A 26,913-nucleotide genomic window follows, 5' to 3' on the forward strand; every position below is an offset into this window, starting at 1 on the left:
AAGGAAATGTTTGTGAAGTGTAACAGATTGGCCGCAATTGCCCTACGATTCAAGGCGGCATTGCCGCGCCGCTCAGCGCTCGCCCGCAACGCGAAACGCCGCTAAGTGGCTGTTTTCATCTGGAGCGTCAGCAAGCGCATCGGCGTCGGAAAGCGCGAACGCCTCATCTTCCTGCGTCGCCTGTTCGACCAAATCCGGATTAATCTCGCGCTTCACCTCGACGCCCATTCCACGGAACGCCTCCGCCTGGGCGAGCAGATTGCCGCGCCCGGTGGCGAGCTTTTTCATCGCCTGCCGGTAGCTGTCGCTGGCTTTATCGAGGTTCTGACCGATAGCGCTCATGTCATCAATGAAAAGCCGCATTTTGTCGTACAGGCGGCTGGCGCGGTCGGCTATCTGCTGGGCGTTGCGGCTTTGATGCTCATAACGCCAGAGGTTAGAAATAGTGCGCAACGCCACCAGCAGCGTGGTCGGGCTCACCAACATGATATTGTTTTTTAACGCTTCGCTGATGAGCTCCGGCTGTTTGTCGATAGCCAGTAAAAAGGCGGGTTCGACCGGAATAAACATCAGCACGTAATCCAGCGTGCGCAACCCCGGCAGTTGCTGGTAATCCTTGCGGCCCAGCAACCGGATATGGTTACGGATAGCGGCGATATGCTCGTTGATGGCCAACTCGCGGCTGTAGTCATCTTCCGCGTTGAAATAACGCTCATAAGCCACGAGAGTCATCTTGGCGTCAATCACCACATCTTTGCCCTGCGGCAAACGCACTATAACGTCCGGCTGCATGCGGCTGCGGTCGGCAAGCTGAATATTGACCTGGGTTTCATACTCATGTCCTTCGCGCAGACCGGAAGCCTCCAGTACACGGGCGAGCACCACTTCTCCCCAGTTGCCCTGAACCTTATTGTCGCCTTTTAACGCGCGCGTCAGGTTGATGGCCTCCTGCGCCATTTGCGCATTCAGCTGCTGAAGATTGCGGATTTCGTGGGCAAGCGTATGGCGCTCGCGCGCCTCCTGCCCGAAGCTTTCCTGTACCTGGCGGCGAAAGCCGTCGAGCTGCTCACGCAGCGGCGACAGCAGGCCGTTCAGGCTCTGGCGGTTTTGCTCATCGACCTGTCGGCGGCTCTGCTCAAAAATGCGGTTGGCAAGATTTTCAAATTGTTCGCTGAGTCGCTGTTCGCTGCTTATCATCTGGCGCAGCTTTTCTTCGGCGTGCACCTGCGTGGCTTCCAGACGGGTGGTGACCTCGCGCAGATCGGATTCCAGCGAGCTGTTGATTTCCCGCAGGTTGCGCAGTTCATTATTGAGAAGCTCGCATTCGTCGCGCCAGTGCTGGTTATGCGCCAGCGCCTCGCGGGCGGCGCTCAGTTCGCCATAAATATCGCGCTGCTCGGCCAGCAGCTCCGCTTTCTGTTGGGCGGTTCGCAGGCCCGACATAAGCCAGCCAACCGCAACGCCCGCCAGCGCGACCACCGCTAATACCAGATATGAAATTTCCACCACGCCTCCTGCCTGACCGCGTATCACGCCAGAGAGGATTGTGCTGTACATAATTCCAGAGGAAAAGCGTTTTTCTGTAAGGAGCGTTATTCCTGCGAGACATTACGCAAAAAGGCCGGCAGAACGCCGGCCTGAAGGGAGCATTCAGAGAAGACGGCGCGCCGCCTCGACCACGATTTTCACCGCGTGGCTTTCGGTTTGCTTCATGGTTTCAGCGTTCGGGATCTCTTGCTGGGTGCGGTTGACGATAACGCCCGCCACCATCCCGGCACGCAAGCCCTGGCTCGAACACATGGTCAGCAGCGTGGCGGATTCCATTTCATAGTTCATCACGCCCATTGACTGCCACTCTTTCATAGAGCCAGTAAAGCGGCTGACCACGCGGCCAGAGAACGTGTCGTAACGCTCCTGGCCCGGATAGAAGGTGTCGGAAGATGCTGTTACGCCGATGTGCGTGGTGGCGCCGACCGCTTTCGCGGCTTCCACCAGCGCGGTGGTGCAGGCGAAATCAGCCACCGCCGGGTATTCCATCGGCGCGAAATGCAGGCTGGCGCCGTCAAGGCGTACTGACGCGGTCGTGACCAGCACGTCGCCTACGTTGATGTGCGGCTGGATAGCGCCAGTGGTGCCCACGCGCAGGAAGGTGCGGATGCCCAGCTGCGCCAGCTCTTCTACAGCAATAGAGGTTGACGGGCCGCCAATACCGGTAGAGCAAATAATGACCGCCTTGCCATCAAGCTCGGCGCGCCAGGAGGTGAATTCACGGTGAGAGGCCAGTTTGACCGGCTTATCCATCAGCGCGGCGATCTTTTCCACTCGCTCCGGGTCGCCGGGAACAATCGCAAGCTCAGCGCCCTGAAGATCGCTTTTTTTAAGGCCGAGGTGAAAAACATCAGACATAGGTGACTCCTCTGTGGGTCGGTTTGTCAGGAGAAGCAAAACGGTACTTTACAGAACCTTTCCGGCCTTTTTCGTGACCGAATTCACTTCAAAAGAAAGGAGTTGCATTAATTTGCCATTATTTCGTGATGACAGTCACACATACAACCTTAAAAGCGAGATTGTGCGCCGTTGATGACGCCTTTTGCCACCCCCACGCTCGCCACACGCAGGCTATAGTTAGGGTTGCGCTAAAACAATAACGGGTACGGAGAATGCCATGACCAACACAACTGACCATCCGGCAGGCTTTGCCGCTGCGGCCTCACCTGTCGCTTCAACGGTAGTTCATACGCCGCAGGATGCCATTATCGCGGGCGAAACCTCGATCCCGACACAGGGCGAAAATATGCCTGCTTATCACGCCCGCCCGCGGGAGGCCAATGGCCCGCTGCCCGTGGTGATCGTGGTCCAGGAGATTTTCGGCGTACATGAACATATTCGCGATATCTGCCGTCGTCTGGCCCTGGAAGGCTATCTGGCGGTGGCGCCGGAGCTCTATTTCCGTCAGGGCGACCCGAACGACTATGACGATATCTCCTCGCTGTTAAGCAATCTGGTTTCGAAAGTACCGGATGCGCAGGTTCTCGCGGATTTAGACCATGTCGCGAGCTGGGCCTCGCGTAACGGCGGCGACGCGCATCGTCTGACGCTGACCGGCTTCTGCTGGGGCGGACGCATCGCCTGGCTGTATGCCGCGCATAATCCGCAGTTAAAAGCGGCGGTGGCCTGGTATGGCAAATTATTGGGCGATAAGACGCTGAACTCGCCGAAACACCCGGTGGATATCGCGACCGATCTCACCGCGCCCGTGCTGGGGCTGTATGGCGCGCAGGATACCGGCATTCCGCTGGAGAGCGTGGAAACGATGCGTCATGCCTTGCGCGCCGCCAACGCGAATGCGGAAATTATTGTTTACCCGGACGCGGGTCACGCCTTTAACGCCGATTATCGCCCGAGCTATCACGAGGCGTCGGCAAAGGATGGTTGGGAGCGAATGCTAGCGTGGTTCCAGACCTACGGTGACAAGAAAGGATAAGAAAAACGCCCGGTAAACCGGGCGTTTTTTTGCGTGTGGAGATGAGTACATGGCGGGTGCGCTACGCTTACCCCCTACGAAAAACGGGTATCACGATGCCAGGACGGGTACGCGAAGCGCCACCCGCCCTCATCACAACCTTTAAGCCTGACGCAGGTTCTGCGCCGCTTTCACCATATTGGCGAGGGCCGCGCGGGTCTCCGGCCAGCCACGGGTTTTCAGACCACAATCCGGGTTCACCCACAGCCGCTCCTGCGGAATACGCTGCGCAGCTTTTTTCAGCAGCGCTTCGATCCACGCCACATCCGGCACGTTCGGCGAATGAATATCGTAAACGCCCGGCCCGATTTCGTTCGGGTATTCAAACTCTTCGAACGACTCCAGCAGCTCCATATCCGAACGTGACGTTTCGATGGTGATGACGTCCGCATCCAGCGCGGCGATGGAGTCCATGATGTCGTTAAACTCGCAATAACACATGTGGGTGTGGATCTGGGTATCATCCTTCGCGACGGCCGCGTTCAGGCGAAACGCCTCCACGCCCCAGGCGAGATACGCGTCCCAGTCGCTGCGCTTGAGCGGCAACCCTTCGCGCAACGCCGGTTCGTCAATCTGAATAATGCCGATGCCCGCCGCTTCGAGATCCGCCACTTCATCGCGCAGCGCCAGCGCAATCTGTTTCGCGATGGTTTCACGGGAGACATCCTCACGCGGGAACGACCAGCACAGGATCGTCACCGGGCCGGTCAGCATCCCTTTCACCGGTTTGTCGGTCAGCGACTGCGCGTATTTCGCCCACTCCACCGTAATCGGCGCCGGACGGCTGATGTCGCCAATTACCACCGGCGGCTTCACGCAGCGGGAGCCGTAGCTCTGTACCCAGCCGTTTTGGGTAAAGACAAAGCCATCAAGATGTTCGCCGAAATACTCCACCATGTCGTTACGCTCGGCTTCGCCATGCACCAGCACGTCAAGGCCCAGACGCTCCTGCTCGACGATCGCCTGTTTAATATGTTCTGCGATGCCGGTACGGTAGTTTGCCGCATCCAGATTACCTTTTTTGAAATCCAGACGCAGGCCGCGGATTTCCGTCGTCTGCGGGAAGGAGCCTATCGTCGTGGTCGGCCAGGCCGGCAGATTAAAGCGGGCACGCTGCGCTTCGGCACGCACCGGGTACGCATGGGCGCGCTGGCTGTCCTGCGGCGTAATCGCCTGAAGGCGCTGCTCTACCGCCGGGTTATGCACGCGGGCCGAGTGTTTACGGGCCTGGATCGGCGCGCTCCACTGGTCGATTTTTGCCGTATCGCCGCTGTTCAGCGCGTCACGCAGCAGCGCCAGCTCCTCACATTTTTGCAGCGCGAAGGCGAACCAGCTTTTCACCTCGGCATCCAGACGGGTCTCGACACTGAGATCAATCGGGCTGTGCAGCAGCGAGCAGGAAGAGCCGACCCAGAGTTCGCGCTGCCCGGCGACCGCCTTCAGCTGCGCATATTTCTCGCTGAGATCGGCGCGCCAGACGTTACGCCCGTTAATCACGCCCGCCGAGAGCAGCCACTCCTGCGGCAGGCGACGATGCAGTTCGTTCACGTCGTCATGACCATGCACCAGGTCGACATGCAGCCCCTGCACCGGCAGCGCGGTGATGGTATCGAGATTGTCGGTCACGCCTTCAAAATAGGTGGTCAGCAGCAGTTTGGTCTGGCCCTGCAGGGCGTCGTAGGCCGGTTTGAACGCGTCGAGCCACGCCTGCGGCAGCTCCAGCACCAGCGCCGGTTCGTCAATCTGCACCCACTGGATGCCGCGCTTCGCAAGCTCCGCCAATACCCGCTGGTAGACCGGCAGAATATCGTTCAGCAGCGAGAGGCGATCAAATTGCTCCCCCTTCACTTTGCCAAGCCACAGATAAGTAACCGGGCCAAGCAGCACTGGTTTGACATGGTGGCCGAGCGCCAGCGCTTCGTCCACTTCGTCCAGCAGTTGCGTCCAGGTCAGCGCAAACTGCTGGCCTTTGGTGAATTCCGGCACCATGTAGTGGTAGTTGGTGTTAAACCATTTGGTCATTTCAGCGGCCGCTGCGGGCTCGCCCGTTGGCGCGCGGCCGCGACCGATACGGAATAGCGTGTCGATATCGACCGACCCGTCGGCGTTCTGGTGGCGTGCCGGGACGTTGCCGAGCAGCAGGCTGGTGGTCAGCACATGATCGTACCAGGCGAAATCGCCCACCGGCAGCAGATCGATCCCCGCCGCTTTTTGTTGCTCCCAGTGGCGTGCGCGCAGCTCGCGGCCCACCGCCAGTAATTCTTCACGCGTGCTCTTGCCCGCCCAGTAGCTTTCTTGCGCTTTTTTCAGTTCGCGACGCAGGCCGACGCGGGGAAAACCGAGGGTGTGATTATGGATAGTCATGATGTTCTGCCTCTCTTAAGAATGAATCCCGTGTCAGGAGATGAATCTGTTCGTCTGATCTTCTTAATTAATCCGTGTGTATTTCGGATCCGCCTCCGAAGGGGCTAACTCTAAATAATTCGGCTTGCAGAAAGGCGGCGACGCAGCGAGTCCCCAGGAGCTTACTTCAGTAAGTGACTGGGGCGAGCGAGGAAAGCCAACGCATCTGCAAGTCGAATTATGACGAGTTTGGACGTCCAGATGTTTACACATCCATAATTGGCAGTTACTGTATATTCCTCAAGCGCAAAATGTTCATGGCCAAGTGAAGGACTTTCATGATCGAGATAAAACACCTGCGAACGCTCCAGGCGCTGCGCAATTGCGGCTCGCTGGCGGCGGCGGCGGCCTCGCTGCATCAGACCCAATCGGCTCTTTCACACCAGTTCAGCGATCTGGAGCAGCGTCTTGGCTTCCGGCTGTTCGTGCGTAAAAGCCAGCCGCTGCGCTTTACGCCGCAGGGCGAGATCCTGTTGCAGCTCGCAGCCCAGGTGCTGCCGCAGATTAGCCGCGCGTTGCAGGCGTGCAACGAACCGCAGCAGACCCGGCTGCGCATCGCGATTGAGTGCCACAGCTGCATTCAGTGGCTGGCGCCGGCGCTGGAAGCGTTTCGCCAGCGCTGGCCGCAGGTGGAGATGGATTTCAAATCAGGCGTGACGTTTGATCCGCAACCTGCGTTGCAGCAGGACGAACTTGATCTGGTGCTGACCTCGGACATTCTGCCGCGCAGCGGCCTGCACTATTCGCCGATGTTTGATTTTGAAGTGCGCCTGGTGGTGGCGCCGGATCATCCGCTGGCGACCAAAGCGCAGGTGACGCCGGAGGATTTCGCCAGCGAGACGCTGCTTATCTACCCGGTACAGCGCAGTCGCCTTGACGTCTGGCGACACTTTTTACAGCCTGCGGGGGTCAGCCCGACGCTGAAAAGCGTTGATAACACGCTGCTGCTGATCCAGATGGTGTCGGCGCGCATGGGCATCGCCGCGCTGCCGCACTGGGTTGTGGAAAATTTCGAGCGGCAGGGGCTGGTGGTAACGCGCGCGCTTGGCGACGGGTTATGGAGCCGGCTGTACGCTGCGGTGCGCGATGGCGAGCAGCGCCAGCCGGTAACGGAGGCGTTTATTCAGCAGGCGCGTCAGCACGCCTGTGATTCGCTGCCGTTTGTGCGGAGCGCGGCGCGACCCAGCGTCGGTGGACCCACAGAGAAGCCATTATCACCGCTCCCCCAATGATGAAGCTCGGCCAGTGGGGCTGCTCCTGCCAGATGGCGAGATTGACCAGCAGCCCGGCGGGCACATGCACGTTATTCATAATGCCGAGCGTGCCGGCGTCCACCTGCGTGGCGCCATAGTTCCACATGAAATACCCCAGCCCGGACGCCGCGACGCCCAGCCACACCAGAATGCCCCACTGCAAATTCGTGGTTGGCAGCTTCTGCGGGTTGCCGAGCGCGAACCAGGCGACGACCGCCACCAGGAATGCCCCGAGATAGAACCACGAAAACGCGCTGTGCTGCGGCATCGGGTGCGTTTCCATCAGCCGCTTATAGCCCACCATCCCAATGGCGAAACTGATATTCGCCAGCTGCACCAGCATCAGCCCGGTCCAGAAATGATCGCTCACTTTGTCATAGCGGATAATCGCCGCTCCGATGACCGCAAGCCCCGCGCTTAACGCGTAGCCCCAGCGCAGCGGGCGACGGCTCAGCAGATCGTAAATCAGCGTGATATAGAGCGGCGTCAGGACAGTGAACAGCAGGAATTCTGACACCGTCAGGTAGAGGTATGCCCGGAAGCTGAACAGGTACATCACGCCCAGCTGCAGCGCGCCCACCAGCATATAGAGCGAGAGCGTTTTCAGGCTCTGTCCGCGGGTGCGTAAAAACGGCAGGAACACCAGCGCCGCCAGCCCGACGCGCATCAGCACCGAGAAATAGCTGTCCACATGGCCCGCGAGGTATTCGCCGATCAGGCTAAAAGAAAAGGCCCACAGAATCGTGGTGATGATGAGTAACGCCACAATAATCATCTCTACAGAAAACAAAGAGAGGCATTGTAGCGAAGCTGCTGGCGAAAAGTTGCACTATTTGGTTGACAAGTGGTTACCGATAAACCACTTGTCACCCTGAGAATTACGCGAGAAAAAGCTTACGCAGATAGTGCGGGACGGCGTCTTCACCGTTGGTGCCAATCACTTCCAGTTCCGGCAGCAGATCCTTCAGGCGCTGGTGCGCGTTACCCATAATGCAGCCTTTACCCGCCATCGAGAGCATTTCTGCGTCGTTCATGCCGTCGCCGAACGCGATGCAGGACTCCAGCCCGTAGCCCATCGCTTTGGCGACTGCCTCCAGCGCGTGGCCTTTGGAGACGCCGCCCGCCATCACTTCGAGACAGGTCAGCGTGGAGAAACTGACGTTGACGCGATCGCCCCAGCGGGCGTTGATAGCCTGCTCCAGCGGCAGCAATTTTTCATGCACGTCGCAGGTGAAAAAGACTTTGCTGACGCCCTGCGGCTCCAGCAACGCCGGCTCGAACAGCGAATACTTAAAGACGGCTTCTTTAAAATATTTCAGCTCGTCCGGGCGCTCACGACTCATAAACCATTCATCGTCGCGATAGACGTTGGTGATGATGTCCGGGTTGTCGCGCACCACGCCGAAGAGATCGGCGGCGATATCGGTGTCGAGATTATGGGTAAAGACCAGATTGCCGTCGGTGTCGTGCACCCGCGCGCCGTTAGAGGTGATCATGTAAGCCTTGATCTCCAGGCCGTCACGAATCTGCCCCACGTCGATATGGTGGCGGCCGGTGGCGAATACGAAATTCACGCCGCGGGCGGTAAGCAATTTGAGCGTTTGTTTGGCAAACGGCGTCAGCGTATGGTCAGGGGATAAGAGTGTGCCGTCTAAATCAGACGCAACGACCTGATACATATAAAAATAAACCTCTGGTGGAGCGACCAGACGCTCCGGTCGCGAGTAATCAGTTATGCTCGTCGAAGAAATCGACAATGGCATTCAGCGCTTCGGCGCGCATAGCGTCCTGCTCAAACAGGATCTCATGGTACGCGCCTTTAATGACGTAAGGTTTACCCCCCAACACGGGTGGCCCGCCGCGGCGCGAAGTTCACAGAAGCGGTCGTGCGAGCGGTTATCCACCACACGTTCCAGTTCTGCCTGGAGTAACAATAGCGGCGTGGTGCTGTCGGTGGCCCCCGCCAGCACCTGTTCTCCGGCCTGGATGCCTTCCCGCACCCAGTGGTATGTCGGCCCGCCGACGCGCAGTTGCGGCTCGTCAGCATAAAAACGCAGATTACGTCGGTAGCGCGCGTGGCTGTGGGTCAGCACGTTGAGGCTAAAAGGCAGCGGCCGCCAGCGTCCGGTGCCGATAGCATAGCCGTCACGCAGCGACGGGTACTCTTCCGCCCAGTCAAGGATCGAGCGCAACATCCAGTCCGGCAAGCGGATAATAATACCGAACATCGGTGCGCACAGCGCCACGGCGTCAAACGCTTTCGGGTTACGCAGCAGAAAGAGCGTCCCAATCGCCCCGCCCATCGAATGGGCCAGCAGATAGCGTTTACGCCACGGGCCTGTCGCCACTTCCTGCTGCCAGAAACGTTCGAAATCATCGACATAATCGCTGAAGTTTACGACGTGGCCGCGATGCGGATCGTCAAGCAGACGTCCGGAGCGCCCCTGTCCGCGGTGGTCGATGATCAACACATCAAACCCACAGTGGAACAGATCGTAAGCCAGTTCCGCATATTTTACGTAGGATTCAATGCGACCAGGGCAGACGACGATAACACGCTCGTGGTTTTCGGCACGAAAACGCACAAAGCGCACCGGAATATCGTCAACGCCCAAAAATTCGTCTTCTTCGCGCTGTTGCCAGAAAGCTGTCAGCGGCCCCATGGTGAACGCCGCGAATCCTGTTTCCCGTGAAAACCAACCGTTCCTGTGTCTGGTCATGGTCCTTATTGCTCCGCATCCACGCCTGTCCGGGCTTTTTTGTGATTCGTAGCACATACCTCAACAATAGCGTATTGTGGCATAAAAGTGCGCAATCAGGGAGCTTCGCATGACCTTCGAGTGGTGGTGTACCTACCTTCTGACGACCCTTATTCTCAGCCTCTCGCCGGGTTCCGGCGCGATTAACACCATGAGCACCGCCATCAGCCACGGCTATCGCGGCGCGGCGGCCTCTATCGCCGGGCTACAGACCGGCCTGGCGCTGCATATCGTCCTGGTCGGCATCGGGCTGGGCGCGCTGTTTTCCCGCTCGCTGATGGCATTCGAAGTGCTGAAATGGGCGGGTGCCGCGTATCTTATCTGGCTTGGCATTCAGCAGTGGCGCGCCGCGGGCGCTATCGACCTTAACGCGCTGGCGCAAAGCCAGCCGCGCAGCAGACTCTTTAAGCGCGCGGTGTTTGTGAACCTCACTAACCCGAAAAGCATCGTGTTTCTCGCCGCGCTGTTTCCGCAGTTTATCGTGCCGCATCAGCCGCAGATGATGCAGTATGTGGTGCTCGGCGTGACGACCGTGGTGGTGGATATCATCGTGATGATTGGCTACGCGACGCTTGCAACGCGTATCGGCGGATGGATTAAAGGCCCGCATCAGATGAAGGCCTTAAATAGAGTGTTTGGTTCGCTGTTTATGCTGGTCGGCGCGCTACTGGCTACCGCGCGCCGCGCCTGATTAGCGAGAGATGATGAGGTGGATGCCGAAGCCGGTGAACAGCGCGCCGGCCGTGCCGTCGATCCACTTCGCGAGACGCTGATAACCCCGACGCATTTTCGGCAGCGCGAAGACGCTCGCCACCAGCGCAAACCATGCGAAGGTTTCCAGCGCTATCAGCACAAAGATCCCCCAGCGCGCGCTGGTGCCGACGCTGTCGCCGACAAACAGTGAAAATACGCTGCCGAAATAGATAACCGCTTTCGGGTTCGCAAGATTGGTGAGCATCCCTTTCAGGAAACTGCGCCCGCGTGCCGCCAGCTCTACCGGCGGCGCGTCAGTCGTCGGCGCGCTTTTTTTCATCGCGCCACGGAGCATCTGATACCCCATCCAGCACAGATACAGCCCGCCGCCCACCACAATGATGTTATGCAGCCAGGCCATTTTTTCGAGAATAAGATGCAGGCCGAGCAGCGCCACGCCAGACCAGACCATGACGCCGGCGGTAATGCCCAGCACGCCCATCAGCGCCTCTTTGCGCGAACGGCTGGCCGCCGTTTGCGAGACGAAAAAGAAATCAGGGCCGGGGCTTGCCAGCGCCACCAGATGCACCATCGCGACGGTAAAGAACAGCGTTAACATAGAGGTTTGCCAGGTAAAATCAGAGAACATTCATCCTGGCATGTTTGCGCGGGGCTGACTACTCTTCGTCGTCGCCGTCGACATGCTCGCGGATGAGCGTCATAAACGGTCTGCCGAAGCGCTCCAGTTTGCGGGTACCGACGCCGTTAATACCGAGCATTTCGCCAGGGCTGAGCGGCATCTGCTCGGCCATTTCAATCAGCGTCGCGTCGTTAAAGACGACATACGGCGGAATATTCTCTTCATCGGCGATGGCTTTACGCAGCTTGCGCAATTTGGCGAACAGTTTGCGGTCGTAATTGCCGCCGTACGATTTCTGCGCCACACGCGGTTTCAGCGCCGCAACGCGCGGCACCGCCAGCATCAGCGGGGCTTCGCCACGCAGGAACGGACGCGCCGCTTCGGTGAGCTGGAGCGCCGAGTGCTGCGCAATATTCTGCGTCACCACGCCCAGATGAATAAGCTGGCGAATAACGCTGACCCAGTGCTCCTGGCTTTGATCGCGCCCGATGCCGTACACCTTGAGCTTGTCGTGACCGAGCTCGCGGATGCGCTGGTTATTCGCCCCGCGCAGCACCTCCACCACATATCCCATGCCAAAGCGCTGCTCGACGCGCGCGATAGCCGACAGCGCTTTTTGCGCGTCCACCAGCCCGTCGTAGCGGCGCGGCGGATCGAGACAGATATCGCAGTTGCCGCATGGTGCCTGGCGCCCTTCGCCGAAGTAATTGAGCAGCACCAGACGGCGGCAGGTCTGCGCCTCGGCGAACGCGCCCATCGCGTTGAGTTTGTGACGCTCAATATCCTGAAGCGGGCCGGGCGCTTTCTCCTCCAGACAGCGGCGCAACCAGGCCATATCCGCCGGATCGTAGAACAGCATCGCCTCCGCCGGCAGCCCATCGCGCCCGGCGCGGCCCGTCTCCTGATAGTAAGACTCAATATTACGGGGAATATCGAAGTGCACGACAAAGCGCACGTTGGGCTTGTTGATGCCCATGCCGAACGCCACGGTCGCTACCACTATCTGTAAATCGTCGCGCTGGAATTTCTCCTGCACCGAGGCGCGCACTTCATGCTCCAGCCCGGCGTGATAAGCCGCCGCGCTGATGCCGCGGCTTTGCAGACGCGCGGCGGTATCTTCCACTTTCGCGCGGCTGTTGCAGTAGATGATGCCGGATTTACCGCGCTGCTCCTGGACATAGCGCATCAGCTGATCGAGCGGCTTGAATTTCTCCATCAGCATGTAACGGATGTTCGGACGGTCGAAGCTGCTGATTTCAATCAGCGGATCGTCAAGGCCCAGCAGGCGCACGATATCGCGGCGCGTGGTGTCATCCGCCGTGGCGGTGAGCGCCATAAACGGCACGGCCGGGAACCGCGCGCGCAGCTGTCCGAGCGCCGCGTATTCCGGACGGAAATCGTGGCCCCACTGCGAAATACAGTGCGCTTCATCCACCGCGACCATCGCCAGATTCCAGTAGCTCAGGCTGTCGATGAAGTTATCCATCATCAGCCTTTCCGGCGCGATATAGAGCAGACGCACCTGACCGGTACGACAGCCCGCCATCACGGCCTGCTGCTCGTCGCGGCTTTGCGTCGAGTTCAGGCACGCCGCCGCCACGCCGTTCGCCAGCAGCTGGTCGACCTGATCTTTCATTAAGGAAATAAGCGGAGAAACCACCACGGTCAGGCCGGTTTTCACCAGCGCCGGGATTTGATAACACAGCGATTTGCCGCCGCCGGTGGGCATCACCACCAGGCAGTCGCGCCCTTCAAGCACCGCGTCGATAATGGTGGCCTGGCCTGGACGGAACTGCTGATAGCCAAAGGTTTCCTGTAAAACCTGCTTAGCCAGCGTTTCCTGACTGTAAACTTCCGCCTGCGCCACACTCACTCCAGATACTGAAAATAAAACAGGCGCTATTTTCAGCGCCTGCGTCGGAAACTGCAATGCCTCAGAACAGATCGTTAAGCATAACCCCAAAGCCAAAGCGAGTCTGGTTAAAGTTGTAATCAATTAACGATTCGCCGTAGCCGCTGTAGAGCTGAGTGTAGAGGCGCACGTGTTTGGTTATCGGGTAGCTCAGGCCCAGCTCGGCGCCGCCGTAGCCGGTGTTCCAGTTATATTGCCCTTTCACACTCCAAATGGCCTCGCCCCACTGGTAACCGACCTTGAGCTGGTAGTAACCCATGTATTTCGTGATATCCGGGTTGTCGTCGGTATCGCCAATCACATACCACGGCTTCACTTCCACCAGCCAGTTTTCGTTTTGCGCCATGAGGCGCGTGTAGAGACGGTTCCAGCTGCGGGAGGTGGGATCCGAGCGGCCATTCGACTGATGGTTATAACCAAACTCCACATCGCGCAGCGTCCAGCCCGCCAGCTGATAGTCGGTCGCGAAGCCTAAGAACAACTGCGGTTCATAGTTGGTTTCACGAAACGGCGACGACTGCCCGCTGTTGGAAAGCTGCCACCAGGATTTCTGAGTATAAGACGCGCCCAGCACCGAGTTCGGCCCCATAATGCCGCGCCAGAACGGGAACGCCAGGCTCAGCTGAAATTTCACTTCATCTTTGCGAGCGTTATCGGTCCAGTCGTAGGACTTAATCGCCTCTTTATTGAGATCGTCGGTGACGGTATAGAGCAGATAGTTGCTCTCATACGGGTAAAGCGTAAACGGGTTATCGTGCTCCTGAAGCAGGTTGGCGATGATGCTGCCGCGAACGGCAGGCGCATCATGCACCTCTTTCATGGTCGCTTCCTGTGCTAATGCTGTGCATGGCAGCAAACTTGCCGCCATAAACCAACCCAGAAACGTGCGCATCGGCAATGTTCTCCTGAACGAATATTTCGATGATGAATTATTATCCGGCAGCCATTCTACATATTTATTTCGCGTCTGCTTAGTCCTGCTTTCTTAAACTGGAAAGCAACAAATGGGAAGCATAAAATCAACATTCATTTAACCTTGTGTGCCATGTCTTTTCGGTCGAGGAAATCATCATGTCTGCACCTCTGCTGACTCCGGAAGCAGCCCTGCAACTGGTCGGCGAAATCTTTGTTTATCACATGCCGTTTAACCGCGCCCTCGGGCTGGAGCTGGAACGTTACGAAAAAGCGTATGCCCAGCTCGCGTTTAATAACCAGCAGATGCTGGTGGGCAACTGGGCGCAGAGCATTTTGCACGGCGGCGCCATCGCCTCGGCGCTGGATGTGGCGGCGGGCCTGGTGTGCGTCGGCAGCACGCTGACGCGCCACGACAGCATCAGCGAAGAAGAGCTGCGCCAGCGCCTGTCCCGGATGGGCACTATCGATATGCGCGTTGATTACCTGCGTCCCGGTCGCGGCCAGCGCTTTACGGCCTCCAGCACGCTGTTGCGCGCAGGTAATAAAGTCGCGGTCGCGCGTGTCGAATTACACAACGAAGAGCAGGTTTATATCGCCAGCGCCACGGCCACCTACATGGTGGGGTAACCTGCGCATTGCTGATAAACTGCTCACACTTTTCTCATGATAAGAGTTTTACATGGATGCTAAACAGACGCGTCAGGGTGTGTTATTCGCGCTCGCCGCTTATTTTATCTGGGGCATTGCGCCCGCCTATTTCAAACTGATTCAGGCGGTTCCCGCCGATGAAATTCTGACGCACCGCGTTATCTGGTCATTCTTCTTTATGCTGGCGTTAATCAGCCTGAGCCGTCAGTGGGGCTCGGTAAAACGGTTATTCGCGACGCCGAAAAAAGTGTTCAGCCTCGCGCTCAGCGCCGTGCTGGTAGGCGGCAACTGGCTGCTGTTTATCTGGTCGGTGAATAATCATCACCTGCTGGAAGCCAGCCTCGGTTATTTCATAAACCCGCTGGTAAACGTGCTGCTGGGGATGATTTTTCTTGGCGAACGCTTTCGCCGGATGCAGTGGCTGGCGGTGCTGCTGGCAGCCTGCGGCGTGCTGGTGCAGCTCTGGACGTTCGGCTCGCTGCCGGTTATCGCACTCGGCCTTGCCTTTAGTTTCGCCTTCTACGGCCTGGTACGTAAAAAGATCATGGTGGACGCGCAAACCGGCATGCTGATGGAAACCCTGTGGCTGCTGCCGGTCGCGGCGATTTACCTGTTCGGCATCGCCGACAGCCCGACCAGCCATATGGGCAGCAATCCGTGGTCGCTGAATCTGCTGCTGATGGCAGCAGGTGTGGTGACGACGATCCCGCTGCTCTGCTTCACCGCCGCCGCGACGCGCCTGCGCCTCTCCACGCTCGGCTTTTTCCAGTACATCGGCCCGACGCTGATGTTCCTGCTGGCCGTCGCCTTTTATGACGAAGTGCCAGGCCCCGATAAAATGGTGACCTTCGGGTTTATCTGGCTGGCGCTGGCGATATTTATTATGGATGCGCTGTATACCCAACGGCGTTTGCGTCGTAGCTAAACAATAACGGCCATCACGGGGCCTTATTTCCGCCCTGTGATGGCTGCTTACACCAAATAATCGCGTTTCTCACCTACTGATATTTGCCAGCACGCTGTCTTGCAACCCTAATGCGCTTACCTATAATCCGGCTTTTATGCATTACGCTTTTTGTATATCGCCACAGCAAAAGGCGTTAAAGGTATTTTGATGTCTGCCCTGCTTGCTTTCTTTTTCCCGCCGCGCACGGCCAGCATGCGCCGCCTGCCTTATCTGGCATGGCTTATCGGTTTGCTGTTCGGTCTGGGCCTGATACTTGCGATCGCGCCTGACGATGTGGCGCTTGCTCCCTTTTTAATTGCTCTCTGGCTCTATTACCGCGCCGGTGCGATGCGTGCCCGTGACGCCGGTCTGAAAGCGCGAAATTACCTGTTCTATTCACTGGCAATGTGGATTGCCGGGATAGTCATCGCTTATCTGCGAGGTTTCGAGCCAGGCCGCATAGAATACCTTTCGCTCGGCGGCAGTTTTCAGGTGGTGATGACGCTACTGCTGCTGGCCGCCCCGGCACCTGCCGTCGCAAAAAAAGCGCAATAAAATCGGGCGGTAATGTCGCTCACCCCAGCAAAATTTCAGGCGTTAAGGAGCCTTCAGGATGTCCAGCATGGAAAACAATAAAAACCACTACGACTTTATGGCAGACGAGAAGCTAAGCGATAAATGGAAAACACGCTTTGCGTTCATTGAGGAGCATGGTTATCCCGGCATCCTTTTCCCGACGCCGGAGTGGAGTGGCGCGCTGAAAAAGATGGGCTTTATGGCACGCCTTAAGGTGATGATCAATTTCTTCACTTACTTTTTCTCCTTCATTTATCTGGCTATCCTCGGCCTTTGGAAGAAAAGTATTATTTGCGTGATAGCCTTTTTCATCGTCGGCTTTATTACCGTGCTGCTGGGGATAAAAGGACTGATCTATATCGTACCGATCTATTTTGCCTTACGTACCAATACCTGGTATTACGATCTGAAAGTCAAAGGCAAGCAGGACTGGAGCTTGTAAGGCTCCCCCCTCGCACTATGAAAAAAGCCTCTTCATGGAAGAGGCTTTTTTGCTTTTATAACCAGTTCTTACGCTTGAAGTAGAGATATGGCGCCAGCCCCGCCAGCAGCATGGCGACAATCGCGGCGGGGTAGCCGTAGCTCCAGTGCAGCTCCGGCATAAACTCAAAGTTCATCCCGTAGCTGGAGGCCACCAGCGTCGGCGGCAGGAAAACCACGGACACCACCGAGAAGATTTTGATGATGCGGTTCTGCTCGATATTGATAAAGCCCATCGCCGCCTGCATCAGGAAGTTCACCTTCTGGAACAGCGATTCGTTGTGCGGCAACAGGGATTCGATGTCGCGCAGGATCTCGCGCGCCTGCTCCAGCTGGCCGCCCGGCAGACGCGCCTTGCGCACGAGGAAGTTCAGCGCGCGCTGGGTATCCATCAGACACAAACGCACCTTCCAGCCGGTATCTTCCAGCTCCGCCAGCGTCGAGAGCGCCTCGTCATACTCGTCGCCCTGCTGCCCTTCCATGATAACGCGGCTCAGGTTTTCAAGATCGCTGTAGATGTTTTCGATCTCGTCCGCCAGCTGTTCAATTTTGGTTTCAAACAGGTCGAGCAGCAGTTCATAGGCGTTGCCGTCCATCATCGACTGGCTGCGGGCGCGCATGCGGTACAGACGAAACGCGGGCAGTTCGCGCTCGCGCAGCGTAAACAGACGGCCGTTGCGGATCGTGAACGCCACGGTGGAGTTGCCGCCGTGATCTTCCGCGTCTTCATAAAAGAAAAACGAGTGAATGTGCAGCCCGTCTTCATCTTCGAAGAAACGGGCGGAGGCTTCGATATCCTCCAGTTCCGGGCGTGTCGCCAGGATTTGGTCAAGTTCCGTTTGCACGCGCTGTCGTTCGCTCTCTTCCGGCTCCACCAGATCAATCCAGATGGAATCTTTCAGCGAAACGGCCTCGTCAACTTCGAGGCGGGACAGTTTGTTGTTTTCCAGTTGAAATGCGCTCAGCATGACCGGGACTCCCAAAAAAACAAATTCTGGACAGTTCGGTTGGGCACACAGAAACAGATTGGGTTTCAGACCATTAAACAGCCTGACTCAGCGCGACGGGAGAGAAAACAGTCGCTGACAACCACTAAGGCCATCAGCGTAAGAGGATAGCCTTAGGAGTTGTTCCTGTTTGACAGGTTTTTGAGCCAGCATCTACTGGGTGTGTCCAAGGCGAATGTCCTCTTAGCGTAATCGTGGGCGCATGTTACGCCACCAAAAATTAGGCGTCAACACGTACACTTAAGATAAAACACCTCAATGATTGATGGGAATTATAGTGCCTGCGGGCGCGTTTTGCCGGGGCGTTTTCGCGCTTCGCTTCTTCCCTGTCCGGGCGATTATCGCCGCTCCAGATGACAGAAAATCCGGCTTCGCGTGAAGAAAAGAAAAAGGCCGCTGACGCAACGCGCCGGCGGCCTTTTCTGCCTGAGTGTGAAAGCGTCAGACGTTTTCGAGGCGCGCGTAGGCGGCCACCAGCCATTTGATGCCCTGCCCGTTGAACGCCACCTGCAAACGGCTGTGTTCGCCGCTGCCTTCGAGATTCACAATCGTGCCTTCGCCGAATTTCGGGTGGCGCACGCGCTGGCCAAGCTTATAGCCAGAGTCGTTCTGCGCTATCGGCGCGCCCAGCTGCTTATGGCTGACCGGGCGGCTGACGCTCGCGCGCAGGCGTACTTCTTCCACACAACCTTCCGGCAGTTCGGCGATAAAGCGCGACGGACGGTGATACGCCTCTTTGCCGTACAGGCGACGGGTTTCTGCGTAGGTCAGCGTCAGCTTCTGCATGGCGCGAGTGACGCCCACATAGGCCAGCCGGCGCTCTTCTTCCAGACGACCGCCTTCATCAAGCGACATCTGGCTCGGGAACATGCCCTCTTCCATACCGACGATAAATACCTGCGGAAACTCCAGCCCTTTGGCGGAGTGCAGGGTCATCAGCTGCACCGCATCCTGCCAGGCGTCGGCCTGCCCTTCGCCCGCTTCCAGCGCCGCGTGGGACAAAAACGCCTGCAGCGGCATTAAATCTTCGTCTTCTTCGTTGTAGCTGAACTGGCGCGTCGCCGTCACCAGCTCCTCTAAGTTTTCGATACGCGCCTGGCCCTTCTCGCCTTTTTCCTGCTCATACATCAGCCACAGGCCGGAGTCTTTGATAACCCGGTCGGTCTGAACATGCAGCGGCATATCGATAGTGTCATGCGCCAGCGCGTCGATAAGCTCAAGGAAGCGCTGAAGCGCGCTGGCGGCGCGTCCGGCCAGCGCTTTTTCCTGCAACAACTGACGGCACGCCTGCCAGAGCGTGAGCTGGCGATCGCGCGCGGTCTGACGCACCACATCCAGCGTGCGGTCGCCGATGCCGCGCGTCGGCGTATTCACTACGCGCTCAAAAGCCGCGTCGTCGTTGCGGTTGGCGATAAGACGCAGATACGACAGCGCGTCTTTAATCTCCTGGCGTTCGAAGAATCGCATGCCGCCGTAGATGCGGTACGGCATGCTCGCCTGTAACAGCGCCTCTTCCAGCACGCGCGACTGGGCGTTGCTGCGATACAGGATCGCGCAGTCCTGCAGCGCGCCGCCATTCTCCTGCCACACTTTGATGCGGTTGACCACAAAGCGCGCTTCGTCCAGCTCGTTGAAAGCGCAGTAGAGGGAGATAGGCTCGCCGTCGCTGCCGTCGGTCCACAGCTCTTTGCCAAGACGCCCCGCGTTATTGGCGATCAGGGCGTTGGCGGCGTTTAGAATATTGTTGGTAGAGCGGTAGTTCTGCTCCAGACGAATAGTCTGCGCGCCCTGGAAATCGTTCAGGAAGCGCTGGATGTTTTCGACCTGCGCGCCGCGCCAGCCATAAATGGACTGGTCATCGTCGCCAACGATCATCACCTTGCCAGTGTCGCCCGCCAGCAGGCGGATCCAGGCGTACTGAATGCCGTTGGTGTCCTGAAACTCATCCACCAGAATATTGGTGAAACGCTCGCGGTAGTGGTTGAGGATATGCGGTTTGTTAAGCCACAGCTCATGGGCGCGCAGCAGCAGCTCGGCGAAGTCCACCAGTCCGGCGCGATCGCACGCCTCCTGGTATGCCTGATACACTTTCTGCCAGGTCTGCTCTACCGGATTGCCATAGCTCTCAATATGTTGCGGGCGCAGGCCGTCATCTTTTTTGCCGTTGATGTACCACATCGCCTGACGGGGCGGCCACTGCTTCTCGTCAAGATTCATCGCCTTGATAAGACGCTTGAGCAGGCGCAGCTGATCGTCGCTGTCGAGGATCTGGAAATCCTGCGGGAGATTCGCGTCCATATGGTGCGCGCGCAGCAGACGATGGGCGAGCCCGTGGAACGTGCCGACCCACATGCCGCCCTGGCTGGTGCCCATCAACTGACCGATACGGTGGCGCATCTCCGCCGCCGCTTTGTTGGTAAAGGTCACCGCCATAATGGAGTACGGCGAACAGTTTTCCACCATCATCAGCCAGGCGATACGATGCACCAGCACGCGCGTCTTACCGCTGCCCGCGCCCGCCAGCACCAGCATATTGCTGCGCGGCGCGGCTACGGCTTCGCGCTGTTTATCGTTAAGGCTGTCGAGCAGGTAAGAAACGTCCATTGGCACCGCCGCGTTAAAAACAGGAAAAACACAAAACGCCCGCAGGCGTCTCGCAGACCAGGCTTAGGTCATGACAGGGCGGCGACGCAAAGCGCCGCCCGGCGAAAACCTGGAATTATATACAGAGTGGTGATGATTATATCAGCGAGGTCAGGGATGCCAACCGCGAAATCTCCAGATGCGGCAACAAGCGGCTGTCATCTATCTGCATCAGGTCGCCATCCAGCAGGTTTATCCAGCACGCCTGAACGCCCGCGCGGATAGCGCCCGCGACGTCAGTGGTCAGGTCGTCGCCCACATGCAGGAGCGCCTCAGGCGCCACGCCCAGCTTCTGCGCGGCCAGATGGTACATGTCGCCATAAGGCTTGGCGCGACCGTGCGGCCCGGCGCGCAGCACAAACTGAAACAGGCCGCCGAGGCCAAACTGTTCCGGCTCGGCGTTGCCGTTAGTGATAGCCACCAGCGGCCACTTTTTGGCAAGATGCTGTAAGCATTCAAGATTTTCCGTCGGCACTTCAATGCGGCTGCGCCAGCGGGCGAAGTTCAGCATCGCGTCGTTCGCGCCCTCAGAGGCCTCATGCGCGGACAGCCCGGCTTCGAGCATCACCTGCTCAATCGCGCGCCGCCGCCATTCGGTGACGTCGTGATAAATTTCCGGCTCCTGCTGGCGAAGCGCAGTGCGGGCGCGGTGGAGATCGGCGGCAGTGAAGGCGTTGAGGCGCGGATGATAACGCTGCATAAACGCCAGCGTCTCCTGCTCGGTGCGGGCGATAACCGGACGGTTATCGTAAAGCGTATCGTCAAGGTCGAACGTCAGGGCGGCAATCTCGCCCAGCGGACGGTAAAAGTACATTACGGTTTCCCCCGTCTGGCGCGTGGATGCGCCGCGTCGTATACCGAAGCCAAATGCTGGAAATCAAGATGGGTATAAATCTGGGTGGTGGAGAGATTCGCATGGCCGAGCAGCTCCTGCACGGCGCGCAGATCGCCGCTCGATTCCAGCATATGCGTCGCAAACGAGTGGCGCAGTTTGTGAGGATGCACATGGCTGTTCAGCCCCTGTCTGATTCCCCACTCCGCGAAGCGTTTCTGCACGTTGCGCGCCGAGATGCGCTTGCCCTGCTTTGATAAAAACAGCGCGTCAGTATCGGGGCCAAACAGCTCACGCAGGTTGAGCCAGTGTTCAATCCAGGCCACCGCGCTGCGCCCTATGGGCAGACGTCGCTCTTTGCTGCCTTTCCCCATCACCCAGACTTCGCCGCTGGCAAGATCAAGATGGTTGCAGTCGATGTTCACCAGTTCGGAAAGACGCAGCCCGGCCCCGTACATGATTTCCAGCATCGCGCGATCGCGCACGGCCAGCGGATCGTTGAGATCGATATCCAGCAGCCGGTTCACATCGTCGACATCAATATTTTTCGGCAGATGACGCGGCGTTTTCGGCGTGCTGATGCCCTTTGCCGGATTCGCTTTCAACTCGCCCTGGCTGACCTGCCAGTCAAAGAAGCTGCGTAGCGCCGAGAGACGCAAAGCGAGGCTTGATGGCCCCAGCCCCGCGCGGCGGCTGCGCACCGCGAGCGAGCGCACCATCGCGGCATCGCACTGCGCCCAGCTTTTCAGCCCCGCCTCACCCGCAAGCGCAACAATGGCCGACAGCTGACGTTCATAATTAACCAGCGTGACCGGACTTAGCTGGCGCTCGACTTTCAGGTAGCGCAGAAACCGCGCGACGGACGGCTGGAGCGGCGACGCTGTCATACGCGTTCTATCCAGCGCGCCAGCAGATCGGGCAGCATCAGCGACAGCTCATGCAACAGCTGCGTACCCTGCCCTGGCTGATAATGTTGCGGGTCGCGGCTGCTGAAAATCAGCACGCCGAGCTCGCCATGTTCGCCGAGCAGCGACATCGCCACCGAGCCCACAGCTTTTGCCTCCGGCAGCACCACCAGCAGTTCCGGGCCGTTCAGCGTCCCCAGATAATGCGTCTGCTGGCCGAGACGCTGAATGCGCACCGGTTCGAATGCCTGACGCGACAGCGCCAGATGCGTAAAGCCGGACGGCGCGCCGAGCCGCCAGCGCTCCGGAAACAGGCGAATGCTCGCGCCCGCAAGGCCCATATCGCGCGCCCAGCGGTTAAGGCGCTCCAGCATCTCCTGAAGACTGTTCGCGCAGGCGAGACGCCCCTGAAGCTTCAGCAGACGGTAAAAAAGCCCTTCGTTGGCGCTCGCCTGCTCCATCAGCAACGTCATGTTTTCTTCCAGTTCGTTGATGTGGTTGCGCGCGCGCGCCATGTGCCACTCTACCAGCGAAACCGAGCCGCGCACCGGGTGCGGTACGCGGATCTGTTCAACCATCGCGGCGTTGCGGATAAAAAAATCGGGATGGCGCAGCAGATAGTCGAGCACCGCGTCGTCATCGAGCGCCGCCAGCGTCTCCTGCTGTTCTCCAGCCTTACTCATAAGTGAATAAATCCATCATAAACGTGGGTGGCGGGGCCGGTCATAAAGAGCGGGTTGCCCGGCCCTTTCCAGGCGATATCCAGCCGACCGCCAGGGAGATCAACGCGCACCTGCGGCGCCAGCAGCCCCTGCTGAATGCCGACCGCCACCGCGCCGCACGCGCCGCTGCCGCAGGCCTGGGTTTCTCCGGCGCCACGCTCGAACACGCGCAGCCGGATATGCTCCGGGTTCATCACCTGCATAAAACCGATGTTGGCGCGCTCCGGAAAACGCTCGTGGCTTTCCATCAGCGGGCCCAGCGTCTCCACCGGCGCGGTGCTGACGTCATCCACCTGAATCACGCAATGGGGGTTGCCCATCGAGACCACGCCGCACAGCACGGTCTGTTCGGCGGCGCGCATGATGTATGTCTTCTCGGCTTTATTGGCACGAAACGGCACCTGCGAGGGCTCGAATACCGGCTCGCCCATGTTTACGCGCACCAGCTCGTCTTCATTGACCGTTAAGATCATCCGGCCATTCGCCGTGCTGACGCGGATTTCACGTTTGTTGGTCAGCCCTTTCAGGCGCACAAAACGCGCGAAACAGCGCGCGCCGTTGCCACACTGCGCCACTTCGCTGCCGTCGGCGTTGAAAATACGGTAGTGAAAATCCAGGTCAGGATCGTAAGGCGGCTCGACGATCAGCAGTTGATCGAACCCCACCCCCTGGTGCCTGTCCGCCAGACGGCGGATCAGCTCAGGGGAAAAGAAGACGTTTTGCGTCACCGCGTCCACGACCATAAAGTCGTTACCCAGGCCATGCATTTTAGAGAACTGCATTGTTGTACTCCGTTTGCGCGGTTACGAGTAGATTACTGCGTGCTCACCTGCGTCGGGCCATCGGTATCGCCACGGTTGTTGGTGTCCGGCATCGTTGACTGGGTTTCCGGAGCCGGCGCTTTCTGCGGCTGGGCTTTGCTGTCTGCTGGCGGGAAGTAAAGCGGGCCTTTAAGGCCACAGCCGGTGAGGCTAAACAGCGTCAGCATCACTGCCAGAGAGCGAAAAATCGTTTTCATTTATCGGTGCCTGTTGTTCATTCATCTGTTTTCTATCATCGCAGGTGAAGATGCAAAAGCAAGAGTTTGCGTAACGCGGGATGACACAAAAGCCATCCCGACCGCCGGTTTCTATTCCCCGCTATTGCTTTTATACTGCCGCCATTGCGCACAACAGGAAGCAGATATGAACGACAGCGAATTTCACCGCCTGGCCGATGGCCTGTGGATGACCATTGAAGAGCGTCTCGACGCGTGGGACGGCGACAGCGATATCGACTGCGAAATCAACGGCGGCGTACTGACGCTGTCGTTTGAAAACGGCAGTAAAATCATTATTAACCGTCAGGAGCCGCTGCATCAGGTGTGGCTGGCGACCAAACAGGGCGGCTACCACTTCGATTATAAAAATAACGAATGGGTCTGCGATCGCAGCGGTGAAGGATTCTGGGATCTGCTGGAAACCGCCGCCACGCAGCAGGCGGGCGAAGCGGTCAGCTTTCGTTAATCAGGACTGATATTGCTGTAACAGCGGCGTGGCGCTGTCGTCATCTTTGAGCGGCGTCACGGCGTTGATGGTCTGGGTGCGGAACGGGATCACCTGCTGGCGGCCATCCACTTTTACAATCTGGTAGAACTGCGGCAGGTTGAAGTTTACGAAGCTTGAGCCGTAGGTAAAGCGGTCATGTGATGATGAATAGAACCGGCTCACGTCGCGCACCAGCTCCTCTTTGCTCCCCTCGCAGTGGTGATACACCTCGGCGCGGTTGCTTTCATCGAGAATATAGATGTTAAAGCCGTCGTCGTTCGTCTCTTCAAAGAAGAACTGAATAATCCCTTCGCTCGCGAATCCGTCCACGACCGACGGCAACTGGACGTGATCGGTTTCAACCTGCACCGATAACCCGTGCAGTTTGTTATGCGAAATCGCGCCGTAAAACTCGATGGCGTTTTCCAGCTTCTGTACCGAGACGTTCAGGCGCTCGAAGAACAGGCCCCAGGTCTGGCCCGCTACGCGCAGCGCTTTGAAGCGGCCCGGCTCAAGGCGGGTGCTGGAGAGTCGGAACTCAATGCATTCGGAGACCAGCTGCTGCACGCGGGTGCGAATCAAACCGCGCAGATGCTGGCTGTAACAGAACACTTCGACGCTGTCCGGCGGCGCGGCGTCCTGGTGCATTTTGCCGAGAATCGTTTTCAGCGCCTCGATCATCGCCTGCTCGCCGTTGAAGTGCAGCGTGCGCACTTCGTTCCATGAGTTGCGATACAGCAGATCGATACTGCCCACCAGGCACTGCTGCTGTTCGCCGAAGCTGAATACGTCGAGCTTGCGGAAATCGAAATGTACCACCTGATTGCGGAAGGCCGCCGTCGGGTCATATTCGAGATTGACGATAATCGCCAGATGGCGGATTTCGCACGGACTGTAGAGCGCTTTTGGCGTCGGCGCGGGCAGGCGCAGCGGGAAATGGTGCGACACATCGGCGACCAGCTCCTGTAACTTCGGCAGATCGCAGATACCGTTGCCCTTAATAAACAGGCGGGTGCGTGACGTCAGCAGGCCGTTAAACCAGGCCCAGGCCACCAGCTTATTAAGATAACGGTTATATTCCAGCGGCTGATGGCTGATGATGGAATCCATGCTCGGCGCGCGGTTGTAGAGATACCAGCCGGTGCGGTTGGCGCGGCCCGGCGGCACGTGGATAAACGTCAGCGTCGGCTCGGAGAGGTCCGGCGAAATCTGCGGGTTAACCAGCGTGACTTTACCCGGCAGCGCTTCAAACGCGGCGTAAAGTTTGCGCGTCAGCACGCCAATATCCTGCGGGCTCGCAGAGACGCTCAGGTTGTTGCGGCGCGCGAAGCGGATCAGGTTGCGATAACTTTGCATCATCGCATCAAGCAGCTCGTTATGCGCCTCGCGCACCTGGTCGATTTTCCAGTTAGCGCGGTTATCGAGCATGGCCAGACGCGCATCGTCCCAGCCCCACTCTTTCACCAGCTGGCTTAACACCTCCCGGCGCCAGCCGACGCAGGCGCGCTCGCGGGAGAGCTTTTCGCACACTTTCAGGTAGAAGCAGCGGCGCACAAGATCAAGACGCGCGGTATCGTCGATAGCCGTCAGATAATGCGTCACACGCTCCAGCATCATGCAGTAGGGATCGAGCCCGAAGGAGACGATTTCCCCGTCGTGCAGACGCTGTTTGATGTCTTTCGCCAGCAGCCGGGTGTTCGGGTATTCCCAGGAATAGGCTTCGAGCAGCAGCGTTTTGAGCACGGCTTTATAGGGGGAGTCGATACTTTTATAGAGTTGCCAGAGGCTCGCGCCAAAATACTCTTCGGCGGACAGCGAGCTCAGGCCGCCCAGATCCATCCACTCGTTTGGCGTCAACACGCCCTGGGCGTAGAGCGTCATGACGTAATCGTCGTAATGCTCTTCTTCGTCGCCCGGCACCATATTCCACAGGATGCGTTTGCCGGCCATGCGCACGGCGGTGCGGTAGAACTCATCCAGCAGCAAAATGTGCTGCGTGGAGCCGCAATCTTCGCCGCCGAGGCTGCCGCTTTCATTATGGCGGAAGCGGTTTTCATCAATCAGGAAGAAACTGACTTCGACACCGAGCGACGCCGCCCAGCTTTCCAGCAGGCTGCATTTACGTTGCAGGAGCTGACGTTCGTCGTTATCGAGCCATGCCTGATGGCAGACCCAGATGTCGAGATCGGACGAACAGCTCTGCCCCACAGAGGAGGTGCTGCCCATCGAATAGATGCCGGTAATCGGCAGTTCGCCCTTCACGGTTTGTTGCGCAGGCATACCGCGCTGCGTTTCCAGCTCGTTCAGGTAGTGGCGTTGGGTTTCATCAGGCGTGTAGAGGCAAATGCCGTAGGGAACGTTACCTTCAAGGTACCCCGGCATCAGCGGATGGTGATAATGCAATAATGTTGGCAGCAGACTGTAAACCTGTTGGAAAGCAGGCCCCATGGCAGCAAGCGCGCGATCCACACGCAATTGATTGATGGCATCCAGTCTCTGTTTCAGAGTCTCAATATAGAGGTACAAGACG

General features: G+C 58.3%; 24 protein-coding genes and 1 pseudogene. 8 read left to right on the forward strand and 17 right to left on the reverse strand.

Going from position 1 to position 26,913, the window contains the following annotated elements; genetic code table 11:
• Nucleotides 1-72: 72 nt before the first annotated feature.
• A complete protein-coding gene (gene rmuC, locus BJP61_RS20080; RefSeq protein ID WP_171999194.1) occupies nucleotides 73-1,506 on the reverse strand; it encodes a DNA recombination protein RmuC in 1,434 nt (477 codons plus the stop codon).
• Between the two features lie 144 nt (nucleotides 1,507-1,650).
• Entirely contained in the window at nucleotides 1,651-2,406 is a 756-nt protein-coding gene (gene udp / locus BJP61_RS20085) for a uridine phosphorylase (RefSeq protein WP_038865772.1), read from the reverse strand.
• Nucleotides 2,407-2,665: 259 nt separating this feature from the next.
• Between udp and BJP61_RS20090 the strand changes: the two genes are divergently transcribed.
• Nucleotides 2,666-3,484 carry a dienelactone hydrolase family protein gene (locus BJP61_RS20090; RefSeq protein WP_171999196.1) on the forward strand — a complete coding sequence of 273 codons (819 nt, stop codon included), beginning with the start codon at nucleotides 2,666-2,668 and terminating at the stop codon, nucleotides 3,482-3,484.
• Nucleotides 3,485-3,625: 141 nt separating this feature from the next.
• On the opposite strand, the gene metE is transcribed toward BJP61_RS20090, so the two are convergent.
• Complete coding sequence (gene metE / locus BJP61_RS20095; RefSeq protein ID WP_171999198.1) at nucleotides 3,626-5,887, reverse strand: 5-methyltetrahydropteroyltriglutamate--homocysteine S-methyltransferase; 2,262 nt, start codon at nucleotides 5,885-5,887, stop codon at nucleotides 3,626-3,628.
• 317 nt (nucleotides 5,888-6,204) lie between these two features.
• Here metE and metR point away from each other — a divergent pair, with 317 nt between their 5' ends.
• On the forward strand, nucleotides 6,205-7,158 hold the full coding sequence (metR, locus tag BJP61_RS20100) for an HTH-type transcriptional regulator MetR (protein ID WP_032991423.1): 954 nt from the start codon (nucleotides 6,205-6,207) through the stop codon (nucleotides 7,156-7,158).
• On the opposite strand, the gene BJP61_RS20105 is transcribed toward metR, so the two are convergent.
• From BJP61_RS20105 to pldB, 3 genes and pseudogenes are all read right to left on the reverse strand, one after another.
• A complete protein-coding gene (locus BJP61_RS20105; protein WP_038865893.1) occupies nucleotides 7,046-7,945 on the reverse strand; it encodes a carboxylate/amino acid/amine transporter in 900 nt (299 codons plus the stop codon). The genes metR and BJP61_RS20105 overlap by 113 nt on opposite strands.
• 112 nt (nucleotides 7,946-8,057) lie before the next feature.
• A complete protein-coding gene (yigL, locus tag BJP61_RS20110) occupies nucleotides 8,058-8,858 on the reverse strand; it encodes a sugar/pyridoxal phosphate phosphatase YigL (RefSeq protein ID WP_007754749.1) in 801 nt (266 codons plus the stop codon).
• 49 nt (nucleotides 8,859-8,907) lie between these two features.
• A pseudogene (gene pldB / locus BJP61_RS20115) lies at nucleotides 8,908-9,899 on the reverse strand (lysophospholipase L2).
• A gap of 109 nt (nucleotides 9,900-10,008) precedes the next feature.
• Here pldB and rhtB point away from each other — a divergent pair.
• On the forward strand, nucleotides 10,009-10,629 hold the full coding sequence (gene rhtB / locus BJP61_RS20120; RefSeq protein WP_038865784.1) for a homoserine/homoserine lactone efflux protein: 621 nt from the start codon (nucleotides 10,009-10,011) through the stop codon (nucleotides 10,627-10,629).
• Here the strand turns inward: rhtB and rhtC are convergent, their stop codons facing one another.
• From rhtC to pldA, 3 genes are all read right to left on the reverse strand, one after another.
• Nucleotides 10,630-11,250, reverse strand: coding sequence for a threonine export protein RhtC (gene rhtC / locus BJP61_RS20125; RefSeq protein ID WP_171999378.1), 621 nt, complete (start codon nucleotides 11,248-11,250; stop codon nucleotides 10,630-10,632).
• A 58-nt stretch (nucleotides 11,251-11,308) separates the two neighbouring features.
• The gene (recQ, locus tag BJP61_RS20130) at nucleotides 11,309-13,138 is read right to left on the reverse strand and encodes an ATP-dependent DNA helicase RecQ (RefSeq protein WP_075193434.1); all 1,830 of its coding nucleotides are present in this window, start codon (nucleotides 13,136-13,138) and stop codon (nucleotides 11,309-11,311) included.
• Between the two features lie 67 nt (nucleotides 13,139-13,205).
• Nucleotides 13,206-14,075 carry a phospholipase A gene (gene pldA / locus BJP61_RS20135; protein WP_038865789.1) on the reverse strand — a complete coding sequence of 290 codons (870 nt, stop codon included), beginning with the start codon at nucleotides 14,073-14,075 and terminating at the stop codon, nucleotides 13,206-13,208.
• 179 nt (nucleotides 14,076-14,254) lie between these two features.
• On the opposite strand from pldA, the gene yigI reads away from it, so the two are divergent.
• The 4 genes from yigI to BJP61_RS20155 all read left to right on the forward strand — a co-directional run bounded on the left by yigI (nucleotide 14,255) and on the right by BJP61_RS20155 (nucleotide 16,710).
• Nucleotides 14,255-14,725, forward strand: a complete 471-nt coding sequence (gene yigI / locus BJP61_RS20140) for an acyl-CoA thioesterase YigI (RefSeq protein ID WP_171999200.1) — start codon at nucleotides 14,255-14,257, stop codon at nucleotides 14,723-14,725.
• A gap of 52 nt (nucleotides 14,726-14,777) precedes the next feature.
• Nucleotides 14,778-15,671, forward strand: a complete 894-nt coding sequence (rarD, locus tag BJP61_RS20145) for an EamA family transporter RarD (RefSeq protein WP_007717103.1) — start codon at nucleotides 14,778-14,780, stop codon at nucleotides 15,669-15,671.
• A 189-nt stretch (nucleotides 15,672-15,860) separates the two neighbouring features.
• Complete coding sequence (locus tag BJP61_RS20150; RefSeq protein WP_161580912.1) at nucleotides 15,861-16,247, forward strand: hypothetical protein; 387 nt, start codon at nucleotides 15,861-15,863, stop codon at nucleotides 16,245-16,247.
• 58 nt (nucleotides 16,248-16,305) lie between these two features.
• The gene (locus BJP61_RS20155; protein WP_038865797.1) at nucleotides 16,306-16,710 is read left to right on the forward strand and encodes a DUF2628 domain-containing protein; all 405 of its coding nucleotides are present in this window, start codon (nucleotides 16,306-16,308) and stop codon (nucleotides 16,708-16,710) included.
• Nucleotides 16,711-16,765: 55 nt separating this feature from the next.
• Here BJP61_RS20155 and corA read toward each other — a convergent pair whose 3' ends face one another.
• From corA to BJP61_RS20190, 7 genes are all read right to left on the reverse strand, one after another.
• Nucleotides 16,766-17,716, reverse strand: a complete 951-nt coding sequence (gene corA / locus BJP61_RS20160; RefSeq protein ID WP_171999202.1) for a magnesium/cobalt transporter CorA — start codon at nucleotides 17,714-17,716, stop codon at nucleotides 16,766-16,768.
• A 480-nt stretch (nucleotides 17,717-18,196) separates the two neighbouring features.
• Nucleotides 18,197-20,359 carry a DNA helicase II gene (gene uvrD / locus BJP61_RS20165; protein WP_038865801.1) on the reverse strand — a complete coding sequence of 721 codons (2,163 nt, stop codon included), beginning with the start codon at nucleotides 20,357-20,359 and terminating at the stop codon, nucleotides 18,197-18,199.
• A 136-nt stretch (nucleotides 20,360-20,495) separates the two neighbouring features.
• Nucleotides 20,496-21,212 carry a 5-amino-6-(5-phospho-D-ribitylamino)uracil phosphatase YigB gene (gene yigB, locus BJP61_RS20170; protein ID WP_161580911.1) on the reverse strand — a complete coding sequence of 239 codons (717 nt, stop codon included), beginning with the start codon at nucleotides 21,210-21,212 and terminating at the stop codon, nucleotides 20,496-20,498.
• Nucleotides 21,212-22,117, reverse strand: a complete 906-nt coding sequence (xerC, locus tag BJP61_RS20175) for a tyrosine recombinase XerC (RefSeq protein WP_038865805.1) — start codon at nucleotides 22,115-22,117, stop codon at nucleotides 21,212-21,214. The genes yigB and xerC overlap by 1 nt, the downstream gene beginning before the upstream one ends.
• A complete protein-coding gene (locus tag BJP61_RS20180) occupies nucleotides 22,114-22,818 on the reverse strand; it encodes a DUF484 domain-containing protein (protein WP_038865807.1) in 705 nt (234 codons plus the stop codon). The genes xerC and BJP61_RS20180 overlap by 4 nt, the downstream gene beginning before the upstream one ends.
• Complete coding sequence (gene dapF / locus BJP61_RS20185; RefSeq protein ID WP_038865810.1) at nucleotides 22,815-23,639, reverse strand: diaminopimelate epimerase; 825 nt, start codon at nucleotides 23,637-23,639, stop codon at nucleotides 22,815-22,817. The genes BJP61_RS20180 and dapF overlap by 4 nt, the downstream gene beginning before the upstream one ends.
• A 32-nt stretch (nucleotides 23,640-23,671) precedes the next feature.
• A complete protein-coding gene (locus BJP61_RS20190) occupies nucleotides 23,672-23,875 on the reverse strand; it encodes a lipoprotein (RefSeq protein WP_038865811.1) in 204 nt (67 codons plus the stop codon).
• 166 nt (nucleotides 23,876-24,041) lie between these two features.
• Here BJP61_RS20190 and cyaY point away from each other — a divergent pair, with 166 nt between their 5' ends.
• Nucleotides 24,042-24,362: an iron donor protein CyaY gene (gene cyaY / locus BJP61_RS20195; protein ID WP_038865813.1), complete on the forward strand. Its 321-nt coding sequence runs from the start codon at nucleotides 24,042-24,044 to the stop codon at nucleotides 24,360-24,362.
• Here cyaY and cyaA read toward each other — a convergent pair whose 3' ends face one another.
• Complete coding sequence (gene cyaA, locus BJP61_RS20200) at nucleotides 24,363-26,909, reverse strand: class I adenylate cyclase (RefSeq protein WP_038865816.1); 2,547 nt, start codon at nucleotides 26,907-26,909, stop codon at nucleotides 24,363-24,365.
• Nucleotides 26,910-26,913 lie beyond the last annotated feature (4 nt).

Source organism: Cronobacter sp. JZ38 (genome assembly GCF_008932145.1).
In the GTDB taxonomy this organism is placed as follows: Bacteria; Pseudomonadota; Gammaproteobacteria; order Enterobacterales; family Enterobacteriaceae; genus Cronobacter; species Cronobacter muytjensii.

Bases quoted from the DNA above. Each gene is read 5' to 3' on its own strand.
- udp (WP_038865772.1), bottom strand. From the start codon at position 2,406: ATGTCTGATGTTTTTCACCTCGGCCTTAAAAAAAGCGATCTTCAGGGC.
- BJP61_RS20090 (WP_171999196.1), top strand. From the start codon at position 2,666: ATGACCAACACAACTGACCATCCGGCAGGCTTTGCCGCTGCGGCCTCA.
- metE (WP_171999198.1), bottom strand. From the start codon at position 5,887: ATGACTATCCATAATCACACCCTCGGTTTTCCCCGCGTCGGCCTGCGT.
- metR (WP_032991423.1), top strand. From the start codon at position 6,205: ATGATCGAGATAAAACACCTGCGAACGCTCCAGGCGCTGCGCAATTGC.
- yigL (WP_007754749.1), bottom strand. From the start codon at position 8,858: ATGTATCAGGTCGTTGCGTCTGATTTAGACGGCACACTCTTATCCCCT.
- rhtB (WP_038865784.1), top strand. From the start codon at position 10,009: ATGACCTTCGAGTGGTGGTGTACCTACCTTCTGACGACCCTTATTCTC.
- rhtC (WP_171999378.1), bottom strand. From the start codon at position 11,250: ATGTTAACGCTGTTCTTTACCGTCGCGATGGTGCATCTGGTGGCGCTG.
- pldA (WP_038865789.1), bottom strand. From the start codon at position 14,075: ATGCGCACGTTTCTGGGTTGGTTTATGGCGGCAAGTTTGCTGCCATGC.
- yigI (WP_171999200.1), top strand. From the start codon at position 14,255: ATGTCTGCACCTCTGCTGACTCCGGAAGCAGCCCTGCAACTGGTCGGC.
- rarD (WP_007717103.1), top strand. From the start codon at position 14,778: ATGGATGCTAAACAGACGCGTCAGGGTGTGTTATTCGCGCTCGCCGCT.
- BJP61_RS20150 (WP_161580912.1), top strand. From the start codon at position 15,861: ATGTCTGCCCTGCTTGCTTTCTTTTTCCCGCCGCGCACGGCCAGCATG.
- BJP61_RS20155 (WP_038865797.1), top strand. From the start codon at position 16,306: ATGTCCAGCATGGAAAACAATAAAAACCACTACGACTTTATGGCAGAC.
- corA (WP_171999202.1), bottom strand. From the start codon at position 17,716: ATGCTGAGCGCATTTCAACTGGAAAACAACAAACTGTCCCGCCTCGAA.
- uvrD (WP_038865801.1), bottom strand. From the start codon at position 20,359: ATGGACGTTTCTTACCTGCTCGACAGCCTTAACGATAAACAGCGCGAA.
- yigB (WP_161580911.1), bottom strand. From the start codon at position 21,212: ATGTACTTTTACCGTCCGCTGGGCGAGATTGCCGCCCTGACGTTCGAC.
- xerC (WP_038865805.1), bottom strand. From the start codon at position 22,117: ATGACAGCGTCGCCGCTCCAGCCGTCCGTCGCGCGGTTTCTGCGCTAC.
- BJP61_RS20180 (WP_038865807.1), bottom strand. From the start codon at position 22,818: ATGAGTAAGGCTGGAGAACAGCAGGAGACGCTGGCGGCGCTCGATGAC.
- dapF (WP_038865810.1), bottom strand. From the start codon at position 23,639: ATGCAGTTCTCTAAAATGCATGGCCTGGGTAACGACTTTATGGTCGTG.
- BJP61_RS20190 (WP_038865811.1), bottom strand. From the start codon at position 23,875: ATGAAAACGATTTTTCGCTCTCTGGCAGTGATGCTGACGCTGTTTAGC.
- cyaY (WP_038865813.1), top strand. From the start codon at position 24,042: ATGAACGACAGCGAATTTCACCGCCTGGCCGATGGCCTGTGGATGACC.